Annotated in this window: 23 protein-coding genes; 14 read left to right on the forward strand and 9 right to left on the reverse strand. The window is 59.7% G+C overall.

Going from position 1 to position 20945, the window contains the following annotated elements; genetic code table 11:
* Nucleotides 1-264: 264 nt before the first annotated feature.
* From QWI18_RS06730 to QWI18_RS06780, 11 genes are all read left to right on the forward strand, one after another.
* Nucleotides 265-1239 carry a KpsF/GutQ family sugar-phosphate isomerase gene (locus QWI18_RS06730; protein WP_296306121.1) on the forward strand — a complete coding sequence of 325 codons (975 nt, stop codon included), beginning with the start codon at nt 265-267 and terminating at the stop codon, nt 1237-1239.
* Entirely contained in the window at nt 1240-1773 is a 534-nt protein-coding gene (gene kdsC, locus QWI18_RS06735) for a 3-deoxy-manno-octulosonate-8-phosphatase KdsC (protein WP_065992081.1), read from the forward strand.
* Between the two features lie 10 nt (nt 1774-1783).
* Nucleotides 1784-2356, forward strand: a complete 573-nt coding sequence (gene lptC, locus QWI18_RS06740; protein WP_037014789.1) for an LPS export ABC transporter periplasmic protein LptC — start codon at nt 1784-1786, stop codon at nt 2354-2356.
* The gene (gene lptA, locus QWI18_RS06745) at nt 2343-2885 is read left to right on the forward strand and encodes a lipopolysaccharide transport periplasmic protein LptA (protein WP_037014791.1); all 543 of its coding nucleotides are present in this window, start codon (nt 2343-2345) and stop codon (nt 2883-2885) included. The genes lptC and lptA overlap by 14 nt, the downstream gene beginning before the upstream one ends.
* Nucleotides 2885-3610 (forward strand): LPS export ABC transporter ATP-binding protein, encoded by a 726-nt coding sequence (lptB, locus tag QWI18_RS06750; protein WP_065992079.1) that lies wholly within the window; start codon nt 2885-2887, stop codon nt 3608-3610. The genes lptA and lptB overlap by 1 nt, the downstream gene beginning before the upstream one ends.
* Nucleotides 3611-3799: 189 nt before the next feature.
* Nucleotides 3800-5293, forward strand: coding sequence for an RNA polymerase factor sigma-54 (locus QWI18_RS06755; RefSeq protein WP_065992077.1), 1494 nt, complete (start codon nt 3800-3802; stop codon nt 5291-5293).
* 76 nt (nt 5294-5369) lie between these two features.
* Nucleotides 5370-5678: a ribosome-associated translation inhibitor RaiA gene (raiA, locus tag QWI18_RS06760; protein WP_037014798.1), complete on the forward strand. Its 309-nt coding sequence runs from the start codon at nt 5370-5372 to the stop codon at nt 5676-5678.
* A gap of 12 nt (nt 5679-5690) precedes the next feature.
* Entirely contained in the window at nt 5691-6155 is a 465-nt protein-coding gene (gene ptsN, locus QWI18_RS06765; RefSeq protein WP_065992075.1) for a PTS IIA-like nitrogen regulatory protein PtsN, read from the forward strand.
* A gap of 2 nt (nt 6156-6157) precedes the next feature.
* Nucleotides 6158-7015, forward strand: coding sequence for an RNase adapter RapZ (gene rapZ / locus QWI18_RS06770; protein ID WP_065992073.1), 858 nt, complete (start codon nt 6158-6160; stop codon nt 7013-7015).
* Nucleotides 7016-7031: 16 nt separating this feature from the next.
* On the forward strand, nt 7032-7304 hold the full coding sequence (locus tag QWI18_RS06775) for an HPr family phosphocarrier protein (protein WP_065992070.1): 273 nt from the start codon (nt 7032-7034) through the stop codon (nt 7302-7304).
* Between the two features lie 102 nt (nt 7305-7406).
* Nucleotides 7407-8879: a diguanylate cyclase gene (locus QWI18_RS06780; protein ID WP_369318476.1), complete on the forward strand. Its 1473-nt coding sequence runs from the start codon at nt 7407-7409 to the stop codon at nt 8877-8879.
* A gap of 42 nt (nt 8880-8921) precedes the next feature.
* Here QWI18_RS06780 and QWI18_RS06785 read toward each other — a convergent pair whose 3' ends face one another.
* On the reverse strand, nt 8922-9395 hold the full coding sequence (locus tag QWI18_RS06785; RefSeq protein ID WP_369318477.1) for a PA2169 family four-helix-bundle protein: 474 nt from the start codon (nt 9393-9395) through the stop codon (nt 8922-8924).
* A 232-nt stretch (nt 9396-9627) separates the two neighbouring features.
* Here QWI18_RS06785 and QWI18_RS06790 point away from each other — a divergent pair, with 232 nt between their 5' ends.
* Together QWI18_RS06790 and QWI18_RS06795 are read left to right on the forward strand one after the other, a co-directional pair.
* Nucleotides 9628-9891, forward strand: coding sequence for a DUF3820 family protein (locus QWI18_RS06790; RefSeq protein WP_369318478.1), 264 nt, complete (start codon nt 9628-9630; stop codon nt 9889-9891).
* Between the two features lie 28 nt (nt 9892-9919).
* A complete protein-coding gene (locus tag QWI18_RS06795) occupies nt 9920-11125 on the forward strand; it encodes an aminotransferase class V-fold PLP-dependent enzyme (RefSeq protein ID WP_369318479.1) in 1206 nt (401 codons plus the stop codon).
* A 345-nt stretch (nt 11126-11470) separates the two neighbouring features.
* Here the strand turns inward: QWI18_RS06795 and QWI18_RS06800 are convergent, their stop codons facing one another.
* Genes QWI18_RS06800 through zwf form a run of 3 tightly spaced genes read right to left on the reverse strand, consistent with a single transcriptional unit; the run spans nt 11471 to nt 14338 of the window.
* Nucleotides 11471-12145 (reverse strand): bifunctional 4-hydroxy-2-oxoglutarate aldolase/2-dehydro-3-deoxy-phosphogluconate aldolase, encoded by a 675-nt coding sequence (locus QWI18_RS06800; protein WP_369318480.1) that lies wholly within the window; start codon nt 12143-12145, stop codon nt 11471-11473.
* 17 nt (nt 12146-12162) lie between these two features.
* Nucleotides 12163-12882: a 6-phosphogluconolactonase gene (gene pgl, locus QWI18_RS06805; RefSeq protein WP_369318481.1), complete on the reverse strand. Its 720-nt coding sequence runs from the start codon at nt 12880-12882 to the stop codon at nt 12163-12165.
* Nucleotides 12869-14338, reverse strand: coding sequence for a glucose-6-phosphate dehydrogenase (zwf, locus tag QWI18_RS06810; protein ID WP_296306117.1), 1470 nt, complete (start codon nt 14336-14338; stop codon nt 12869-12871). The genes pgl and zwf overlap by 14 nt, the downstream gene beginning before the upstream one ends.
* A gap of 230 nt (nt 14339-14568) precedes the next feature.
* On the opposite strand from zwf, the gene QWI18_RS06815 reads away from it, so the two are divergent.
* Nucleotides 14569-15438: a MurR/RpiR family transcriptional regulator gene (locus QWI18_RS06815; protein ID WP_065992054.1), complete on the forward strand. Its 870-nt coding sequence runs from the start codon at nt 14569-14571 to the stop codon at nt 15436-15438.
* Between the two features lie 40 nt (nt 15439-15478).
* Here QWI18_RS06815 and QWI18_RS06820 read toward each other — a convergent pair whose 3' ends face one another.
* From QWI18_RS06820 to QWI18_RS06840, 5 genes are all read right to left on the reverse strand, one after another.
* Nucleotides 15479-16354, reverse strand: coding sequence for a D-hexose-6-phosphate mutarotase (locus QWI18_RS06820; protein WP_065992050.1), 876 nt, complete (start codon nt 16352-16354; stop codon nt 15479-15481).
* A 168-nt stretch (nt 16355-16522) separates the two neighbouring features.
* The gene (locus tag QWI18_RS06825; protein WP_065992048.1) at nt 16523-17878 is read right to left on the reverse strand and encodes a carbohydrate porin; all 1356 of its coding nucleotides are present in this window, start codon (nt 17876-17878) and stop codon (nt 16523-16525) included.
* A 137-nt stretch (nt 17879-18015) separates the two neighbouring features.
* Nucleotides 18016-19179 carry an ABC transporter ATP-binding protein gene (locus QWI18_RS06830; protein WP_065992046.1) on the reverse strand — a complete coding sequence of 388 codons (1164 nt, stop codon included), beginning with the start codon at nt 19177-19179 and terminating at the stop codon, nt 18016-18018.
* 2 nt (nt 19180-19181) lie between these two features.
* Nucleotides 19182-20027, reverse strand: coding sequence for a carbohydrate ABC transporter permease (locus QWI18_RS06835; RefSeq protein ID WP_065992044.1), 846 nt, complete (start codon nt 20025-20027; stop codon nt 19182-19184).
* Nucleotides 20020-20928 (reverse strand): carbohydrate ABC transporter permease, encoded by a 909-nt coding sequence (locus QWI18_RS06840; RefSeq protein WP_037014845.1) that lies wholly within the window; start codon nt 20926-20928, stop codon nt 20020-20022. The genes QWI18_RS06835 and QWI18_RS06840 overlap by 8 nt, the downstream gene beginning before the upstream one ends.
* Nucleotides 20929-20945: the final 17 nt, after the last annotated feature.

Genomic DNA, 20945 nt, shown 5'->3' on the forward strand with positions numbered 1-20945 from the left:
TGACGAACGACACACTTTTGGAGGGGCCGAACAAGCGGCGGACTATACCACCGCTCTCGCACGCCGCCCAAGCTTCAACGTGTCAAGTCGCAAACAAAGAAGGGTATTAAGGACGGTGTGGAATTTTCGTACCCATCGCCAGCCTTTATCACGCAGTTGCTGAAGGACGTGTCCTTTCATTAAACAAACAGCAACGATGAAGCGTGAGGCTTTTGAACATTGCCGCTATAATCCCCGGCTTTTGACCAAGCGACCCCTTCCGATATGTCCAATGCGCGCAATCTGATTGAATCGGCACAGAGCACCATCCGCCTTGAAATAGAAGCCGTGGAAGGTCTGCTTGCGCATATCAATGCCGATTTCATCAGCGCATGCGACATGATCCTGGGCAGTCAGGGCCGCGTGGTCGTGGTCGGCATGGGCAAGTCGGGCCATATCGGCAAGAAGATCGCCGCGACCCTCGCCAGCACCGGCACTCCCTCGTTTTTCGTGCACCCGGCCGAGGCCAGCCACGGCGACATGGGCATGATCACCAGCGCCGACATCATTCTGGCCCTGTCCAACTCGGGCACGACGGCCGAGATCGTCACGTTGCTGCCGCTGATCAAGCGTCTGGGCATCAAGATGATCAGCCTTACTGGCAACCCGGACTCAACGCTGGCCAAAGCCGCCGACGTCAACCTTAATGCGCGGGTCGAAAAAGAAGCCTGCCCGCTGAATCTGGCGCCCACCTCCTCCACCACGGCGGCGCTGGTCATGGGCGACGCCCTGGCCGTTGCACTGCTGGACGCCAGAGGCTTCACCGCCGAAGACTTCGCCTTCTCCCACCCGGGCGGTGCGCTGGGTCGTCGGCTGCTGTTGAAGGTCGAGCATGTGATGCACACTGGCGCCAACCTGCCGCAGGTTGCGCGGGGCACGCCGCTTCGCGATTCGCTGATGGAAATGACCCGCAAGGGGCTGGGCATGACCGCCATCCTCGAGAGCGACGGACGCCTTGCCGGTATCTTCACGGACGGTGACTTGCGTCGCACACTGGATCGCCCGATCGACATACGCCTGGCCACCATTGATGAAGTGATGACCGTCCATGGCAAGACTGTACGGCCGGAAATGCTCGCGGCCGAAGCTTTGAAAATCATGGAAGACAACAAGATCGGCGCACTTATTGTGGTCGACGAGAACGACCGCCCGGTTGGCGCGTTCAACCTTCAAGACCTGCTTCGCGCAGGCGTCATGTAAATGAGCGCCGATATGAATGACCTGATGCAACGCGGCAAGAACATCAAACTGGCGATCTTCGACGTCGATGGCGTACTCACCGATGGGCGCCTGTATTTCCTCGAAGACGGCAGCGAGTTCAAGACGTTCAACACCCTCGACGGCCAGGGCATCAAGATGCTCATCAACTCGGGCGTGACCACTGCCATCATCAGCGGGCGCAAGACCCCGGTGGTTGAGCGGCGAGCGAAGAACCTCGGCATCGCGCACCTTTATCAGGGCCGCGAAGACAAACTCGTGGTCCTCGACGAGCTTTTGCAGCAACTGAATCTAAGCTACGAGCAGGTCGCGTATCTGGGTGACGATCTGCCTGATCTGCCGGTCATTCGCCGGGTCGGCCTGGGCATGGCCGTTGCCAATGCTGCCAGCTTTGTCCGCGAGCATGCCGATGGCATTACCCAGGCACGTGGCGGCGAAGGCGCTGCCCGCGAATTCTGCGAGTTGATCTTGAAGGCTCAGGGCAACCTCGAAGCGGCTCATGCCGCCTACCTATAGAAGTGCATTTATGCTGAGCAAAAAGTTTCGTACGTTTCTGCTGTTCGGTGTGCTGGCATTGCTGCTGGCAGCGGTCGGCTACTGGAACATCAGTCCGGAAAGCTTCCTCGATCAACCCAAGGCTGCCGTGGATGAAAGCGCTGTCGATTACTACGCGACCAACGCCCACAGCATTCAGTACCTGCCCGACGGAACCATGCAGTACGACATGACCGCCGACAAGGTCGAGCACTTGAAAGCCACCGACGTCACCCTGATGACCACGCCGGTGCTGCAGATGTATCGAGGTTCGACCTTCCCGTGGCACGTACAGAGCGTTCGCGCCGAAGTGTCGCCGGGGGGTGATCACGTCGAGCTGATCGACTCGGTGCGCATCAACCGCACCGATGAAAAGAACCGCACCACCATCATCACCAGCAGCCGCATGACTGTATTCCCGCAGAAGCAATATGCGGAGACTGCCCAACCCGTTAGAATCGACGGCCTTGGCGGTGTAACGACCGGCACGGGTATGAAAGCGTATCTGAAAGAAAGCAGGATGAACCTGCTATCCAACGTAAGAGGACAGTATGAGGCTCGTTAAAACCCTTCCTTTTTTGCTCGGCCTGGGCGCAGCACTGGGAAGCGCGAGCGCCTGGTCTCTGCCGACGGATCGCGATCAACCCATCCACATCCAGTCGGATGACGCGCAACTGGACGACAAGCAAGGCATCGCCACTTACAAGGGCAATGTCATCATCACCCAGGGCACGATGAAGATCACCGGCAACACCGTGACCATCACCCGGACACCGCAAGGCGACGTGGACGTGTTCACGTCCGTGGGCAACCTGGCCTATTACGAGCAGAAGCCATCGGTGGACAAACCGATCGTTCAGGCCTGGGGCGTCACCATCCAGTACTTCGCGGCCCAGAACCGCATCGTGCTGATCGACAAGGCCAAAGTAGTCAACGACGGCAACACGTCCGAAGGCGAGAAAATCGTCTATGACACCGTCAAGCAGGTCGTGAACGCCGGCCGTGCCAACGGCACCAAGGTCACCGCACCACGCCCTCGCATCGACATGGTCATCCAGCCGAAAAAGAAAACCGACCAGCAGAAGGCCCAGTAATGGCAACGCTGAAAGCCCAACATCTGGCCAAGGCCTATAAAAGCCGCCAGGTCGTACGTGACGTCAGCCTGTCCATCGAGAGCGGTCAGATTGTCGGCCTGCTCGGCCCCAACGGCGCCGGCAAGACCACCTGCTTCTACATGATCGTCGGCCTGGTTCAGGCCGATCAGGGTCGCGTTCTTATCGACGACCAGGACGTCAGCCACCAGCCGATGCACGGCCGCGCTCGCGCCGGTATTGGCTACCTGCCACAGGAAGCGTCGATCTTCCGCAAGCTCTCCGTCTCGGACAACATCATGGCGATTCTGGAGACCCGCAAGGAGCTCGATCGCACTGCCCGTCGCAAGGAGCTGGAAAGCCTGCTGCAGGAATTCCACATCACCCACATTCGCGACAACCTGGGCATGAGCCTGTCGGGCGGTGAACGTCGCCGCGTGGAAATCGCACGCGCCCTCGCCACTTCGCCGAAATTCATTCTGCTCGACGAACCTTTTGCCGGTGTTGACCCTATTTCCGTAGGCGACATCAAGCAGATCATTCACCACCTCAAGGCCAAAGGGATCGGCGTGCTGATCACCGACCACAACGTGCGTGAAACGCTGGATATCTGCGAAACCGCCTACATCGTCAACGATGGGCAGCTAATTGCCGAAGGCGACGCCGAATCCATCCTTGCCAACCAATTGGTCAAGGAAGTGTATCTGGGTCACGAGTTCCGCCTGTAACCGCAGTGATGACACGAGGTTGTGCGGTACGCCGCAACGCGCGCTATTGCCGACCTCGTTTTTTAATTGTCATCACACTCTAGGCAAACCCTCCAGCTTCAGGCATATAATTTGCTTAAGTTGGCGCCCTCGGCGCCCTGGTAGTAAATGGCGCGCAGTGCGCCGGCGAATAAGGTGTTAAGCCCTGCCATGAAACCTTCGCTAGTCTTGAGAATGGGCCAGCAGCTGACGATGACGCCTCAGCTGCAACAGGCAATCCGCTTGCTTCAGTTGTCGACGCTGGATCTCCAACAGGAGATTCAGGAGGCGCTGGAGTCGAACCCGATGCTGGAACGGCAGGAGGAAGGCGACGATTTCGACAACGCCGACCCCTTGGCGGATAACGTAGAGCAAAAGCCCAACGCTGATGTTCAGGAGCCCACCTACCAGGAATCGGCGCCTACCGTCGACAATCTGGATGAGGGCGACTGGAACGAGCGCATCCCCAACGAGTTGCCTGTCGACACCGCGTGGGAAGACGTCTATCAGACCAGCGCCAGCAGCCTGCCCAGCAATGACGATGACGAGTGGGATTTCACCACCCGCACCTCCGTTGGCGAAAGCCTGCAAAGCCACCTGCTCTGGCAGCTCAACCTCGCGCCGATGTCGGACACCGATCGCCTGATCGCCGTGACGCTGATCGACTGCATCAACAACCAGGGCTACCTCGACGAAACACTGGAAGAATTGCTCGACGCTTTCGATCCTGAGCTCGATATCGAGCTGGACGAAATCGAAGCCGTTCTGCACCGCATCCAGCAGTTCGAGCCTGCGGGCATCGGCGCTCGCAACCTGAGCGAATGCCTGCTGCTGCAGCTCCGTCAGTTGCCGGCTAAAACCAGGTGGCTGGCGGAAGCGCAGAAGCTGGTCAGCGACTACATCGATCTGTTGGGCAGCCGCGACTACGCGCAACTGATGCGCCGCATGAAGCTCAAGGAAGACGACCTGCGGCAGGTCATTGAACTGGTCCAGAGCCTCAACCCGCGCCCCGGCTCGCAGATCGAGTCCAGTGAAGCCGAATACGTTGTGCCTGACGTCATCGTGCGCAAGGACAACGAGCGCTGGCTGGTGGAGCTGAACCAGGAATCCGTGCCGCGCCTGCGGGTCAATCCGCAGTACGCGGGGTTCGTGCGTCGTGCCGATACCAGCGCCGACAATACGTTCATGCGCAATCAGCTGCAGGAAGCGCGCTGGTTCATCAAGAGCCTGCAAAGCCGTAACGAGACGCTGATGAAGGTGGCGACGCAAATCGTTGAACACCAGCGCGGCTTCCTTGAGTACGGCGACGAGGCCATGAAGCCGCTGGTTCTGCATGACATCGCTGAGGCGGTCGGCATGCACGAATCGACGATTTCCCGGGTCACCACGCAGAAATTCATGCACACCCCACGCGGGATCTACGAACTCAAATATTTCTTTTCCAGCCACGTCAGCACCTCGGAAGGCGGCGAATGCTCGTCCACGGCGATTCGCGCGATCATCAAAAAACTGGTCGCTGCGGAAAATCAGAAAAAGCCGTTGAGTGACAGCAAGATCGCTGGTTTACTGGAAGCACAAGGCATTCAAGTGGCCCGTCGCACAGTCGCCAAGTACCGTGAATCCCTTGGGATCTCGCCGTCCAGCGAACGCAAGCGACTGATGTAAAGGTCACATGTCAAAGTGTTCCAGTGGCAGGCATTACGCCTGCCTCTTAATGCACTGGCAACGAAGGAGAAGCTGTATGCAAGTCAACATCAGTGGACACCAGCTGGAAGTGACCGAACCTCTGCGTACCTACATCGGCGAGAAACTCGCCCGACTGGAACGCCATTTTGACAAGATCACGAATGTGCAGGTCACGATGGAGGTCGAGAAGCTCAAGCAGAAGATCGAAGCCACCTTGCACGTTCCTGGCGCTGAAGTGGTTGCCAACGCCGAACACGACGACATGTATGCAGCCATTGACCTGCTTGCCGACAAGCTTGACCGCCAACTCAAAAAACATAAGGAAAAACAGCAAAGTCTGCTGCAAGGCGCGACTGCTCGCTGACACTCCCCACTCATGATCCGACTTGAAAATATTCTGACCCCTGGCCGTTCACTTGTGAACGTGCCAGGCGGCAGCAAAAAAGCCGTACTCCAAAACATCGCCAGCATGATCGGCAAGCAAGTGCCCGATCTTGATGAACAGGTGGTGTTTGAAAGCCTTATTGCCCGTGAAAAACTCGGCTCCACCGGTTTCGGTAATGGTATCGCCATTCCCCACTGCCGCCTGAAGGGCTGTACAACGCCTGTCAGCGCCGTGCTGCATCTCGAGAAACCCATCGATTTCGACGCCATCGACGGCGCGCCGGTTGACCTGCTGTTTGTGCTGCTGGTCCCGGAAGCGGCCACCGATGCTCACTTGGAACTGCTGCGCCAGATCGCCAGCATGCTCGACCGTGACGATGTGCGTAAGCGCCTGCGCGCCGCCAAAACCGACGAAGAGCTTTACAGCGTCGTGCTCGACGTCCAGAACGGTCACTGATCATGCGCATGATCATCGTCAGCGGCCGCTCCGGCTCCGGCAAGAGCACGGCCCTCGACGTCCTTGAAGACAGCGGTTTCTACTGCGTCGACAATTTGCCCGCCGGCCTGCTCCCGGAGCTGGCCGAGCGCGCACTGATCAACACCGAATTGGCCGAGCCTTTACTGGCGGTCTCGATTGACGCGCGCAACCTGCCCAGTCACCTGACCCGATTCCCACGCATGCTCGCCGAGGTACGCGCCCGCCACATCCAGTGCGACGTGCTGTTCCTCGATGCAGATGAACCTACCCTGCTCAAGCGTTTTTCCGAGACCCGTCGCCGTCATCCGTTGAGCACGGCAACGCGCTCGCTGGCCGAAGCCATTCGTGACGAGAAGACCCTGCTCGGCCCGATCATCGATCTGGCTGATCTGACGGTCGACACTACGCACCTGAATCTCTATCAGCTGCGCGACATTCTCAAATTGCGCCTGCTGAACAAACCCGAACCGGGCACTGCCTTCCTCATCGAATCCTTCGGCTTCAAGCGCGGCATGCCCGTGGACGCCGACCTGGTTTTCGACGTGCGCTGCCTGCCCAACCCGTACTGGAAACCCGAACTGCGCGAGCAGTCGGGCCTCGACAAGCCGGTTGCCGAGTACCTCGCAGCACAACCCGACGTCGAAGAAATGTTCCAGGACATCTTCTCGTATCTCAATAAGTGGTTGCCGCGCTTTGCCGCCAGCAATCGCGCCTACGTCACTATTGCCATTGGCTGCACCGGCGGACACCACCGCTCCGTCTACCTGACCGAACGTCTGGGTCAGGTCCTGCAGCAATCGCTCAAGAATGTTCAGGTCCGCCACCGCGACCTAAGCTGAAAGGACCTCCATCGCGATGCCCGCTCTAGAAATCACCATCATCAACAAGCTGGGTCTGCACGCCCGGGCCGCCGCCAAGTTCGTGGGTGTTGCCGGCAAGTACCCGTGTCAGATCAGGGTCGGCCGCACCCCGGAAACCATGGTCGATGGCAAAAGCATCATGGCCGTCATGATGCTGGCTGCCGGTAAGGGCACCCTGATCCACCTGGCCACCGAAGGTGAAGAAGCCGATGCGGCGCTGGCGGGGCTGGTGGAACTGATCAACAACAAGTTTGACGAAGGCGAATAAGCCTACCGCCGCACGACGCCTCCATTTCCCCGTCAGAGATGATCGATGCCACTGACAGCCAAGCCTCCATTCTCACGAGGGATCAGATCCGGTTCCGAGAAGATGCTGATGCTGGGCAGCGCCGTGGCGGTGGCCGCCATACTCGCCATCGTGACCTGGTTGCTGTTTCGGGAGCTGGGGACGGCCAACGAAGCCGCTGTGCGCTCGGCAAACAATGTGGTGCAGTTGATCGACGCTGACGTGCAGCGCAATGCCGAGCTGTATGACACCTCCCTATTGGGCCTGATCGCGGCCTGGCGACGGCCCGATGTCATGACGATCTCTCCGGAATTGCGTCAGCTGGTGCTCTTCGACCGGGCCACGGCGGCGCCCTTCAAGGGCGATGTGGTGCTGCTGGATGACACCGGGCGCATCGTCGCCGACTCCACCTCGCTGACGCCTCGGCTGGACAACTTCTCAGACCGGCCAGGCTTTCAGAAACACCGGGGCAGCGGCTCACTGGCGCTGGTGGTCGACGGGCCCTTCCTTTCGCGCTGGGGCTTCAAGGACCTGTGCATCAGTTTCAGTCGCCGTCTCCCCTCCGCCAACGGCCAGTTCGTCGGCATTGCCAGTGCATCAATGCGCCTGTCGTACTTCGATCAACTGTTTCGCACGCTGGACATCGGTCCCACCAGCACCGTCAACCTGCTCAGCGCGGATGGCGTGATGCTCGCCCGGCAACCCGACGACAACAACCGGACCTTCATCGGCCAGAACTTCAGCATGCGGCCCAACTTCAAACGCATTCTGAGGGAGGTCAACGGCAGCTTTGCGGCGATATCCGAACTCGACGGTGCTGAGCGGCTTTACACCTTCTCACGGGTGGGTGACTTGCCATTGATCGTCGTGGTCGCTCAATCCCGGGACGACGTCTACGCGCTGTGGAAACGCAACGCGCTGCTGGTGGCAAGCGCGACCGGTTTGCTGTGCCTCGGGATCCTCTCGCTGTCCTGGCTGTTGGGCCGCCAACTGCGCCTGCGCCAGAACGCCGAGCGTGAACTGGCCGGGCTGGCGTCCACAGATGGGCTGACCGGCCTGGCCAACCGGCGCAGGCTGGATCAGGTGCTCAAGCAGGAATGGGCGCGGGGCATGCGTTCGGAAAGGCCTTTGGCACTCCTGATGATTGATGTGGATCACTTCAAGGCCTTCAACGATCGACACGGGCATCATGGCGGCGACGTCGCATTACGCAGCGTTGCCCAGACCCTGACCGCCAGCATCCGCAGGCCGGGTGACCTCGCCGCGCGCTATGGCGGTGAGGAGTTCATGGTGGTGCTCCCGGAAACCGACAAGGCAGGTGCCTGTGTGATCGCGGAAAAGCTGCGTCTGGCGATAGAAGCACTTCCGCCTTTCGCCGAGGACACAGTGCCCATCACCGTCAGCATCGGCGTGGCCACGCACCTGCCGGCGACCCACGATCTGCCCGAGCCGCTGTTTCACGCCGCGGACAGGGCCCTGTACCGGGCCAAGAAACAAGGCAGGAACCGCGTGGAATTCGAACCCTATGTAGCGCCCTCTGCCGAATCGCAGGCATAAAAAAACGCCAGACTGGCTGGCGTTTTTCGACGTTACCGCGAATTACTTGTTGGCAGCACGAACGGTGTCACGCAGGGCTTTAACCTTGTCGTGGTTCGCTTGCACACCCTGCAGCTGACGCTGGATCAGGGTAGTGACGTTAACTGGCAAGTTCTTCTCGGTAGCTTCCTGGGCAGCCTTTTTGTAAGCCTTCAGCGCGTGGTCTTCACCGCTTTCGACTTCGTTCAGGACCGCTTCGTCGTTCTTGCCGCTCAACGCGCTTTTCAGGTTGACCCACAGGCGGTGTGCGCCGCCAGCGATGCTGGAGGAATCTTCTGGATCGCCGCCCAGTGCACGTACTTCAGCTTGAAGCTCGGCAACCGACGTCTTGCAGCCAGAAGAACGGGAGAGCAGGTAGGCCTTGATTTCCGGGTTCTTGGCGTCTTCAGCAGCAGTGTGAAAACCTTTCTCACCGTCAATGCTGGTCTCGATCAAGTCATTCAGGGTAGAGATGGCTTCTTTGTTGATATCCGACATTTTGCGGTTCCTTTTTGGCAGGTTTATCAAAGGTCTGGTTAACGAAACACTCGATAGAAGGAATACTGCACTGTGCGTGCCAGCTTTTGCCGATAATAAATAGTGTTATTTTTCAATAGCTTATGAATATCAAGGGACAGTTCATCCGCGCTTTCTGCATGATCTGTGTGTTTGCGTAGTTGCAGAATGCACGTATCGTCTGAGTTCACTTGAACGGATAAGCGGCTTTTGGATGAACCCGGAAAGACTCAAACTGTTGGTGACTCGCGAAATACCGTTCGGCAAGTATCAGGGGAGACTGCTGGCGGACCTGCCGGGCGATTACCTGAACTGGTTTGCTCGAAAGGGTTTCCCGGCAGGCGAGTTGGGCAGCCTGCTGGCACTGATGCACGAGATTGATCACAACGGCCTGTCGGCGCTGCTGGATCCTCTGCGCACCCGCCCTCGCGAACCGCTGCGGCCGGGCCCGTCGAAAACACCCATACGCTTCAACTAAACATCCATTGATAAAAGCGAGCCGCCGGATGAACAGCACTGCATGCGCAATAACGGAATGGGCGGATGAACAGGCTCGGGACGAAGCGTTCTGGCAGCAGGTCGCGGCGCAGTACGACGTCGAACCGGGGCCGGTGAATTTCGAATACGGCTATTTCGGCCGCATGACCCGCGCAGCACTCAAGGATTACGAGCAGAACCTGGCGTACGTCAATCGCAGCAACTCGGTCTACGTGCGGCAGAAGTTCGATACCGAAGACAGCGAGATCATCCGCGCCGACCTCGCCGATCTGCTGAACGTGCCGGCCCGCGAAGTGGCCCTCACCCGCTCCGCGTCGGAGTCGGTGCAAGCGCTGATTCGCAACTACAACGGCCTTGTGGCAGGCGACCAGGTCCTGGTCAGCGACCTGGATTACAACAGCGTCCAGACCGGCATGCGCTGGCTGGCGAAGAACCGTGGCGTTGAGGTGATCGAAGTCACTCACCAGCATCCCGCGAGCCACGAAGGGCTGCTGCAGACCTACCGCGAGGCGTTTGCTGCACACCCACGGCTCAAACTGGTGGCGCTGACGTACGTCACCCACCGAACCGGGCTGGTGATGCCGGTGAAGGCCATCGCCGAGCTGGCCAAGGCCCACGGCATCGAAGTCATTCTGGATGGCGCCCATGCCCTGGGCCTGCTGGATTTCGAGCTTGCTGACCTTGGCGTGTCGTTCGCCGGCTTCAACCTGCAGAAATGGATAGGCGCGCCGCTGAGCCTGGGCTTTATTTACGTGAAGCAGGAACGCCTGAGCGCCATCGACCCCGACATGGCAGACGAGCGCTACGGTGCGGACGACATCCTCGGCCGCGTGCCCTACGGGACGCCGAACATCCCCGCCCTGATGACCCTGCCCAAAGTGTTCGCCGAGCATCGCGCCATGGGGGGCGCACCGGCCAAGGGTGCACGTTTGGCGTATCTGCGAGACTTGTGGGTCACTCAGGCGCGCAGTATCGAAGGCATCGAGGTGCTGACGCCGGACGACCCGCGACTGTATTGCGGGATCACGTCATTTCGGTTCATCCGTCACGCAGATCAGGAACTCATGGTCAAGCGCCTGCTCGATGAACACAGCATTTTTGCAGTAACGCGGGAAGGCTCGGCCTGCGGGACGTGCATTCGCATCACGCCGGGATTCACCACGTCGGCAAAGGACGTTGAACAGCTGGTCGCGGCACTTCGCGCATTGGCGTGAGCCCTGCTCTATAGGCTGCACCGGGATCAACGCCCCTGACGGGATCGTGGAAAAAAGACGGCGCCTTCATGACGAAGGCGCCGTAAATCCATCGAGAAACGAACTACAAAGGAGCGGCAAAGATAAGCGCTCCCGCCGCTGCCTGTGCGGTACATATGTATTGCGTGTAAACGACGCAAAAAAAAACGGCGTTCCCGACCAAGGAACACCGTAAAAAAGCCATGCAACAACGACTTCTGCAGCAACGCCCCGCGGGACGCTATAAACGGATCATGCTCAGCAGTAGACCAGCCCCCAGTTGAACGGGGGCTGTCCAAACGTGCGCCTGAACCGGCGAATCCAGACTCAGTCGAACAACGCGATGGCTTCGGCAGTGGCGTCGGTAATCCGCTGCCAGTCGCCGTTCTTCACCCACGCGTTATCGATCATCCAGGTGCCGCCGACGCACATCACGTTGGGCAGCGCCATGTAGTTTTTCAGGTTGGCCGCACTGACACCGCCGGTGGGGCAGAAACGCACTTCCGGGAATGGACCGCCCAGTGCCTTGATTGCACCGAAACCGCCACTGATTTCCGCCGGAAACAGCTTGAAGCGACGATAACCCAGCGCGTAACCGATCATGATTTCCGACGCGCTGCTGATGCCTGGCAGCAGCGGCAATTCGCTCAGTGCGGCAGCTTCCAGCAGATCCTGAGTGCTGCCCGGGGTGACGATGAACTGTGAACCCGCCTCCTCCGCCGCCTTGAGCATGTGGCGGTCGAGAATGGTGCCGGCGCCAACGCTCAGCTCAGGCCGCGCATCACGCAGCATGCGGATGGCTTTGAGGCCGAACTCCGAGCGCAGGGTGATTTCCAGCGCGTTCAGGCCTCCTGCGGCCAGGGCATCGGCCAGCGGCAGGACATCCTGTTCGCGGGCGATGGTAATGACCGGCAGAATCTTTGCTTTCGCGCAGAGTGCGTCGATCTGGGCAATCTTGCTCGCCATGCTATTCAACGGCTGTTTCACTTGGGTATTTTCCATGGCGGCTGATCCTTTGCTTATGGGCACCAGTAGATCTCTAGAGACGGGTTAAGGAACGCGCGTACCGGCATTTCGGCAAGGTCATCGCCTGCCAGTGCCGCGCGCAATGTGTCGAGTTTGGCCTGACCGGAGACGGACAGGATGGTGGTCGCTGCGCACGCCAGCACCGGACGCGTCAGGGTTAGGCGCTGATGAGGAACGGTCGGTGCGAGCATGGGCAGGCAACGACGGTCGCTGTTGAGATCCAGCGCTTCCTTCAGATGCGGGCTGTCGGGGAACAGCGACGCGGTATGCCCGTCGTCACCCATGCCCAGAATCAGCACGTCGATCTTCGGCAGCGCCTTGAGCGCCTCGTCCGTTGCGGCTGCGGCCTCATCCACTGTGGTGGTCGCACGGTACAAGCTGAAGAACCCCGCCTCGGCCGCCGGGCCCTGAAGCAGAAAACGCTTGAGCAGGCCTTCGTTACTGTCGGCGTGCTCGGTCGGCACCCAGCGCTCGTCAGCCAGACTCACGCAGACTTTCGACCACTCGAGCGGCTTCTGCGCCAGCGCCTTGAAGAACGCCACCGGGCTTTTGCCGCCAGACACCACCAACGTGGCCGTGCCGTGAGGATTGCTGGAAATTGCCGCCGTCAGACGCTCGGCCACCTGATCGGCCAGCGCGTTCGCCAGCACTTCAGGGTTATCGAATTCGTGGGCCTTTAGACCGGCCGGAAATTCAAGTTCACATATCGCCATACCAGGACCTCCCGTCACGCGTAATAAGAGCAATGGAGCTCATCGGCCCCCAGGAACCGGCCGGGTAAGGCTTGGGCGCATCGCCCGCCTTTTTCCAGCCAGCGATCAACTGGTCGCACCATTGCCAGGCGTATTCGATTTCGTCTTTGCGCACAAACAGGTTCTGATTGCCACGCATGACCTCCAGCAACAACCGCTCGTAGGCGTCCGGCACACGGGCGCTGCGGTAGGCGTCGGAGAAGCTCAGTTGCAAAGGGTTGCTGCGTAGCTGCATGCCTTTGTCCAGGCCCTGATCCTTGGTCATCACTTGCAGCGAGATGCCTTCATCGGGCTGCAGGCGGATGATCAGGCGGTTGCTGATCTGCAAGCGCTGCTCGGGCGCAAAGATGTAATGCGGCGGCTCTTTGAAGTGGATCACGATCTGCGACAGCTTCTGCGGCATGCGCTTGCCGGTCCGCAAATAGAACGGCACGCCCGACCAACGCCAGTTACGGATGTCGGCACGAATGGCGACGAACGTCTCAGTGTCGCTCTGGGTGTTGGAGTTTTCTTCCTCCAGATAACCCGGCACCGGCTTGCCGTCGCTGTAACCGGCGATGTATTGACCGCGCACCACCTGGGTGGCCAGACGCTCCGGCGTGAACGGCGCCAGTGCCTTGAGCACTTTCACCTTCTCGTCACGGATGCTGTCGGCCGACAGGTCGCTGGGCGGGTCCATCGCGATCAGGCACAGCAGCTGCAGCAGGTGATTCTGGATCATGTCGCGCAGTTGACCGGCCTGGTCGAAATAGCCCCAACGCCCTTCGATGCCGACCTTCTCTGCCACGGTGATTTCCACATGGGAGATGTGGTTCTGGTTCCACTGCGTCTCGAACAGGCTGTTGGCAAAACGCAGGGCAATGAGGTTCTGCACCGTGTCCTTGCCCAGGTAATGGTCGATCCGGTAGATGCGGGTTTCAGGCAGGAACCTGGCAACGGCGTCATTGACGCGACGGGACGACGCGAGGTCATGGCCGATGGGTTTTTCCAGCACCGCCCGGGTGCGATCGGTAAGGCCGACCAGCGCGAGGTTTTCGCAGATGGCGCCGTAGACCGACGCCGGCGTCGCGAAGTAGGCAATCATGGTCGGCGCGTCGCCCACCGCTTCGGCGAGCGCGACGTAATCTTCGCCCTTGAGGAAGTCCACGTGCAGGTAACTCAGGCGGGCCTGAAAACGCTCCACGTGCTCAGTCTCAAGCTGCGCCTCGGGGACGAAGCGACGCAGGCTTTTATCAATGTAGGCCAAGTGCTCCTCAGGAGTTCCCGGCTCACGGGCCAACGCAATAATTCGGGTCTCGGCATGCAGCAGTCCAGCTCGATCAAGCTGGTACAACGCAGGAAACAGTTTGCGTACCGCCAGGTCACCCAAGGCGCCAAACAACGCAAAAGTGCACGGTTCAACCGTAATCGAGAGCATAATGTTGGTTCTTTTATCAAGTTAAGCTACAAATACCTTTTTTAAAGGCGTTACTCAAGGCCGAATGTAGTAATAACCACAACATTCCCACTAGAACCACATTAGAGTGGTGATCACCACAGGCCCTCAGTACGATAGGCCACCTTTGCGACAGGCTAAAGGCCCAATTCCCACTCTTCAAATAAAGGCCTGTTCACCCGCCTGTCGACGTTTCATCAGAAGGACAAACAATGGACCGCGTACGCAATCTTCTGGAGCAGATCCAGAGTCGTCTGGAAGAGCTGAACAAGGCCGAGCGCAAGGTCGCCGAGGCGATTCTGAGCAATCCGCAGCAGGCCACCCGGTTCAGCATCGCTGCGCTGGCCCAGGCCGCCAAGGTCAGTGAGCCGACGGTCAACCGCTTCTGCCGCTCATTCGATGTCAGCGGCTATCCAGAGCTGAAACTGCAACTGGCCCAGAGCCTGGCCAGCGGCGCCGCCTACGTCAGCCGCGCGGTGGAAGCCGATGACAACCCGGAGGCCTACACCCGCAAGATTTTCGGCAGTGCCATCGCGTCCCTCGACAGCGTGTGCCAGGTGCTTGACCCCAACCTGATCAGCAAAGCGGTGGACTTGTTGATTCAGGCGCGGCAGATTCACTTCTTCGGCCTCGGGGCTTCGGCGCCGGTGGCACTGGACGCGCAGCATAAATTCTTCCGTTTCAATCTCGCCGTCACGGCCCACGCCGACGTGCTGGTGCAGCGCATGCTGGCCTCGGTGGCCCACACCGGCGAGCTGTTCGTGATCATTTCCTACACCGGACGCACCCGCGAGCTGGTGGAAGTGGCGCGCATCGCCCGTGAAAATGGCGCGTCGGTGCTGGGACTGACCGCTGCCGACTCGCCACTGGCAAAAGCCAGCACGCTGAGCCTGAACATTCCGCTGCCGGAAGATACCGACATCTATATGCCGATGACCTCGCGGATCGTCCAACTGACAGTGCTGGATGTGCTGGCGACCGGCATGACCCTGCGTCGGGGCGTCGATTTCCAGCCGCACCTGCGCAAGATCAAGGAAAGCCTGAACGCGAGCCGTTATCCGGCGGACGATGAATTGAACTGATCGACGGACGGAACCCTGTCAAGACAGGCGTCGGGACAGGTCAGTGAACCAGACTGGCCTGCAGACTCAAACTGGCGTGCTGCCCAGGGGCCAGGCTCAGGCAATCATCCACACCTGACGCCGCCTCGACCCGCAAAAAACCCATGGCTTCATCGCCACCCACGCCCAGCAACGGTCGGTTGCCCGGGTGCCAGACCACCGTGCTGTCGCTGTCGCCGGTGTCGATGTTCAAACGCCGCTGCCAGGCGTCGTCCTGCAGCTCAAGCATGCCGGCGTGCTCGAACACCCGCTGACAACTGCCCTGTACCCGCAGCTCGCCCCGCTGCTCGCAGGCGCTGCGGCTGAGTTCGTCATAGCCGTGCGCACCATCGAGCCCACGCAACGCGACGTCCGCCACATCGCTGATGCGCCAGTAGGCGTGCAAGCCATGGCCGAAGTGACAAGGCTCGCTGTCGTCGTGCCGCGTTTCAAGGCGCAGGTCCATCGCCTGGCCGAGCTCGGCGTAGAGATCCGCCTGCCAGTCCCACAGCTTGAGTTGCCAGCGCAATGTCACGCCCGCCTCGTGCTCGTGGCTTTCGACCAGCTTCCAGTCAAGCAGCCGACCCCAGCCATTGGCCGGCCAGCCGCTCTCGCCGGGATGACGCCCGACCCAGGGCCAACTGACCGGCACGCCGCCGCGGATCGCGCCGACCAGAGGCCAGTGCGCGGCGCACCACAGCCAGGGTCTCTGCCCGGCAGGTTCGAAATGCAACAGCTGAGCGCCCTGCCGGCTGAACACGGCCTGGCACTGCGCATGATTGATCACCAGCACATCACGCTGTTGGTAGCGTTCCCACTGAAAGGTCGGTTGCGGTCGCACCGAGGTGAAGAAACGCTGGAGAGGATGCTCGGTTGAGCCGGGATCCCTGAAGGGCATCGTTGTAGCGCTCCAGATAGCGGTCACTCGTCACGCGAGAAAAAATGCTCCGAATGCGGAGCCATTGCTGCGGAATAAATAGCGGAAAAAAAACGGGCAGCCAGGCTGCCCGTAAAGCACACACGACCCTTGATCGTTTGTGGAGCGCGGAGGAGCGTCCGCTTTAAGTTAGAACTTCGATTGAATCTTGATGCCGGCAACCAGTGCGTTCTGGACGTCGTCCACACCGCCCGGGCTCTTCACGTACTGCAGGTTGGGACGCACGGTCAGCCAGTCGGTGACGTGCACGCCGTAGTAGATTTCCGAGTTGTATTCGGTCTTCTGGATCGGCAGGTAGCCTGGGTTGTCGTAGTCTTCGATACCGTTGACGGCGTTGACCAGACGACGGTTGTCCTGGGCATCATCGTTCACGTGGATACGCGCGACGCCGATACCGATGTCATCCTTCGGACGTGCATCGAACGGGCCTTTGTAGACGAAGCCGACCTGCTGGTAGTTGTCGACGAAGTTGGTGGCTTTGTCATGCACCGTCGCGTTGGCGAAAATGCTCAGACCACGGGATGCGTCGCCGTTGTGAGCGGTCAGCTGTTGCTGAGCCACGACCCACCAGCCGTGCTTGTCTTTGTGGGACTTGAAGTCACCGCCAGCGATTGCCTGAGGCTGACCGTTTTCGTTCTCGTAGAGATCGTCAGCGCTCGGGTTGCTCACGTAGTAGCCCAGACGGTATTCGCCGGGCAGCGAGTTGACGTTTGGCGACCACACCACTTCAACCGGTACGACGGTGCCTTTCGAGCCGCTGCCGCTGAGTTTGAAGCTGTTGCCGGTTTCGAGGTACGAAGGGTTCTGCTCGTAGACGCCGATCTGGGCGAACAACTCAGGCGTGATGTTGTACTTCACGCGTGCAGCCCACTGGCTGACAGGCCAGTTGTACCAGGTGTTGACGTAGTTACCGACCTGCGAGCCGCAGAACGAAAGGTTCTGGAAGTCGCAAGGGAAGCTGTTGAAGTCTTCGCCTTCGCCGAAACGGCCGACCTTGATGTCGAGCTTGCCGTCGAAGTACTTCTGCTTGACCCACATCTGGGTCAGACGCCAGGTCTGGCCACGGCCCCAGACTTCCTGGGAGGAACTGAGCGTGCCGGCACGCGGATCGCCGATACGGTCGTTGGAGATGTTGTTGCCACTACGCTCGGTGATCGCGAGCTTGAACTCTGCGTCGTGCCAGCCGAGGATTTTTTGCAGGTCCATCTGAACGCCAAACGCAAACTGGTCGCTGTAGCGGCCGGTCCGGTCGTCGTTATAACCACCGTTGAGGTTGGAGGCGGCTTCGCCCACGTACTCGATCGGGAAGTCGTAACCCTTGTCGTACAGCTCTTGACGCAGACCACCCCAGTCACCGGTCATGTGCTCGCTGGCTTTGAAGGGCTCCATTGCAAACGCCGTTCCGGAAACCGTCAACGCGCTCAGGACAGACAACCCACCGATCAGCTGAAACTGGTTAAGCGACTTGTTACGTACCTTTTTCATCCCTTGGATCCTCGTTTTATTGTTATTAGCTTTTGAACAGCGTTGTAACCACGTACATCGTGTGCATGACGGGTTTTGTACGGCAGACATCCACCCGTCACAGGTGCTCGTTTGTGCAGTGCTCCTGCACGTCGGGATCAGTTGCGGTTGAGCCGCGTGACATTCCCCATGTTCTCCACCGACTGACTCGGTGCCAGCACGCCCAGGCGCTCGCCGGTTTTCGCGTCGAACAGCAGAACCTTCGCCGGATCGAACTGCAGCGTCAAGGTCTCGCCCACAGCAGGTGCAATATCCGGCGCCAGACGGCAGCAGACCTTGCTCTCGTTGAGGGTAACGAATACCAGCGTATCCGGGCCAGTGGGCTCGGTCACCTGGACTTCAGCGCGAATCGTCGGCAGAAGACCTGCAGCATCACCGGACGCTAGCACGATCTGCTCGGGACGCAGGCCCAGAATCACCTCACGGTCCTCGAGACCGGCGTCGTTCATGCTCATCGGCAGCTCGCAGCGCGCCTGACCGCTGTCGAGCAGTGCGACGAGGCGACCGTCCTTGCGCTGCAGGCGCAACGGGATGAAGTTCATTGGCGGCGAGCCGATGAAGCTCGCCACGAACAGGTTGGCCGGATCGTTGTAGATCTGCTTCGGCGTGCCGAACTGCTGAATGATGCCGTCCTTCATGACCGCCACTTTGTCGCCCAGAGTCATTGCTTCGATCTGGTCGTGGGTCACGTAAACCGTAGTGGTCTTGAGCCGCTGGTGCATCAGCTTCATTTCGGTCCGCATCTCGACGCGCAGTTTGGCGTCGAGGTTGGAGAGCGGCTCATCGAACAGGTAGATCTTGGGACGACGGGCCAGCGCCCGGCCCATGGCCACACGTTGTTGCTGACCACCGGACAGTTGCCCCGGCTTGCGGTTGAGCAGGTGTTCGATCTGCAGCAGCTTGGCAACCCGCGCCACCTCGGCATCGATGTCAGCCTGAGGCATCTTGCGAATCTTCAGCCCGAATTCGATGTTCTCGCGCACGCTCATGGTCGGGTACAGCGCGTAGGACTGGAACACCATCGCGATGTCGCGATCCTTCGGGCTCATGCCGCTGACGTCCTGATCACCGATCATGATCGCGCCGCCGGTAATGTTTTCCAGCCCGGCGATGCAGTTCATCAGGGTCGACTTACCGCAGCCCGAAGGGCCGACCAGAATCAGGAACTCGCCTTCTTTGATAGAGAGTTCGATGTTCTTCAGGGTGTCCGGCAGACCGGCCCCGTAAGTCTTGTTTACATTGCGTAGTTCAAGCGTTGCCATGATTACCCCTTGACTGCGCCGGCCGTCAGCCCGCGCACGAAATACTTGCCTGCGACCACGTAGACCAGCAGGGTCGGCAGACCGGCGATCATCGCCGCCGCCATATCAACGTTGTATTCCTTGGCGCCCGTACTGGTATTGACCAGGTTGTTCAGCGCGACCGTGATCGGCTGCGAATCACCACTGGAGAACACCACACCGAACAGGAAGTCGTTCCAGATCTGAGTGAATTGCCAGATCAGGCAGACCATGATGATCGGCGTCGACATCGGCAGAATGATCCGACGGAAGATGGTGAAGAAGCCGGCACCGTCAAGACGTGCAGCCTTCACCAGTGCTTCTGGGATGCTGACGTAGTAATTGCGGAAGAACAGTGTGGTGAACGCCAGACCGTAGACAACGTGAATGAACACCAGCCCCGTCGTGGTATTGGCCAGGCCCATCTTGCCAAGGGTGAAAGACGCAGGCAGCAGGACGGTCTGGAACGGCAGGAAGCAGCCGAACAGCAGCAGGCCGAAGAACAACTGCGAACCGCGGAAGCGCCACATCGACAGCACGTAGCCGTTCAGCGCACCAATGGTGGTGGAAATCAGCACCGCGGGAACGGTGATCAGGAACGAGTTCCAGAAATAACCTTTTACCGTCGCCCAGGCTTTGATCCAGCCGATTGCGGTGACTTCGGTCGGCCAGCTGAGCAGGTTGCCGCTACCGATATCCTCCGGCGATTTGAAGCTGGTCAAGAGCATGACCACCAGCGGCACCAGATAAAGCAATACGGCAATAATCAGCACCGCATAAATCGCGACGCGGCTCAGGCTGAGGGCGGGCTTATTGGCGAGACTAGTCATTGCGCTTGGCCCTCAGCTCGGAATACAGATAAGGCACAAGGATGGCGAGAATCGCGCCCAGCATCAGAATCGCGCTGGCCGAACCCATGCCCATCTGGCCACGGCTGAAGGTGAACGAGTACATGAACATTGCCGGCAGGTCGGATGAATAGCCCGGGCCACCGGCCGTCATGGCAGCGACCAGGTCGAAGCTCTTGATGGCGATGTGCGCCAGAATCATGACCGCACTGAAGAACACCGGACGCAGGCTTGGCAGCACAACCTTCCAGTAGATTTTCGGCATGCTCGCACCGTCGATCTGCGCGGCGCGGATGATCGACTGGTCGACGCCGCGAAGGCCCGCCAGGAACATCGCCATGATGAAGCCCGACGCCTGCCATACGGCAGCGATGACCAGGCAGTACACAACACGGTCCGGATCGATCAGCCAGTCCAGGCGAAAGCCTTCCCAGCCCCAGTCACGCAACAGTTTGTCCAGGCCCATGCCTGGGTTGAGCAGCCATTTCCAGGCCGTACCGGTGACGATCATCGAGAGCGCCATCGGGTACAGATAAATGGTGCGGATAAAGCCTTCGCGGCGGATGCGCTGGTCCAGAAAGACCGCCAGCAGCACGCCCACCACCATGCTGATGCCGATGAACATGCCACCGAACACCGCGAGGTTTTTGCTCGCTACCCACCAGCGGTCGTTGTCGAACAACCGCGCGTATTGCGCCAGACCCACGAATTTGTAGGTCGGCAGAAAAGTCGAGTTGGTGAACGACAGAACGAACGTCCACAGGATATAGCCGTAGAAGCCCACCAATACGATGAACATGCTGGGCGCCAGCACCAGTTTGGGTAGCCAGCGCTGCAGTGCATCAAACGGCGAGGCTTTGCTGAACACAGCAACAGAACTCATGGTGAAAATCCAATAAA

The sequence above is a fragment of the Pseudomonas sp. W2Oct36 genome (genome assembly GCF_041060465.1).
Classification (GTDB): Bacteria; Pseudomonadota; Gammaproteobacteria; order Pseudomonadales; family Pseudomonadaceae; genus Aquipseudomonas; species Aquipseudomonas graminis_B.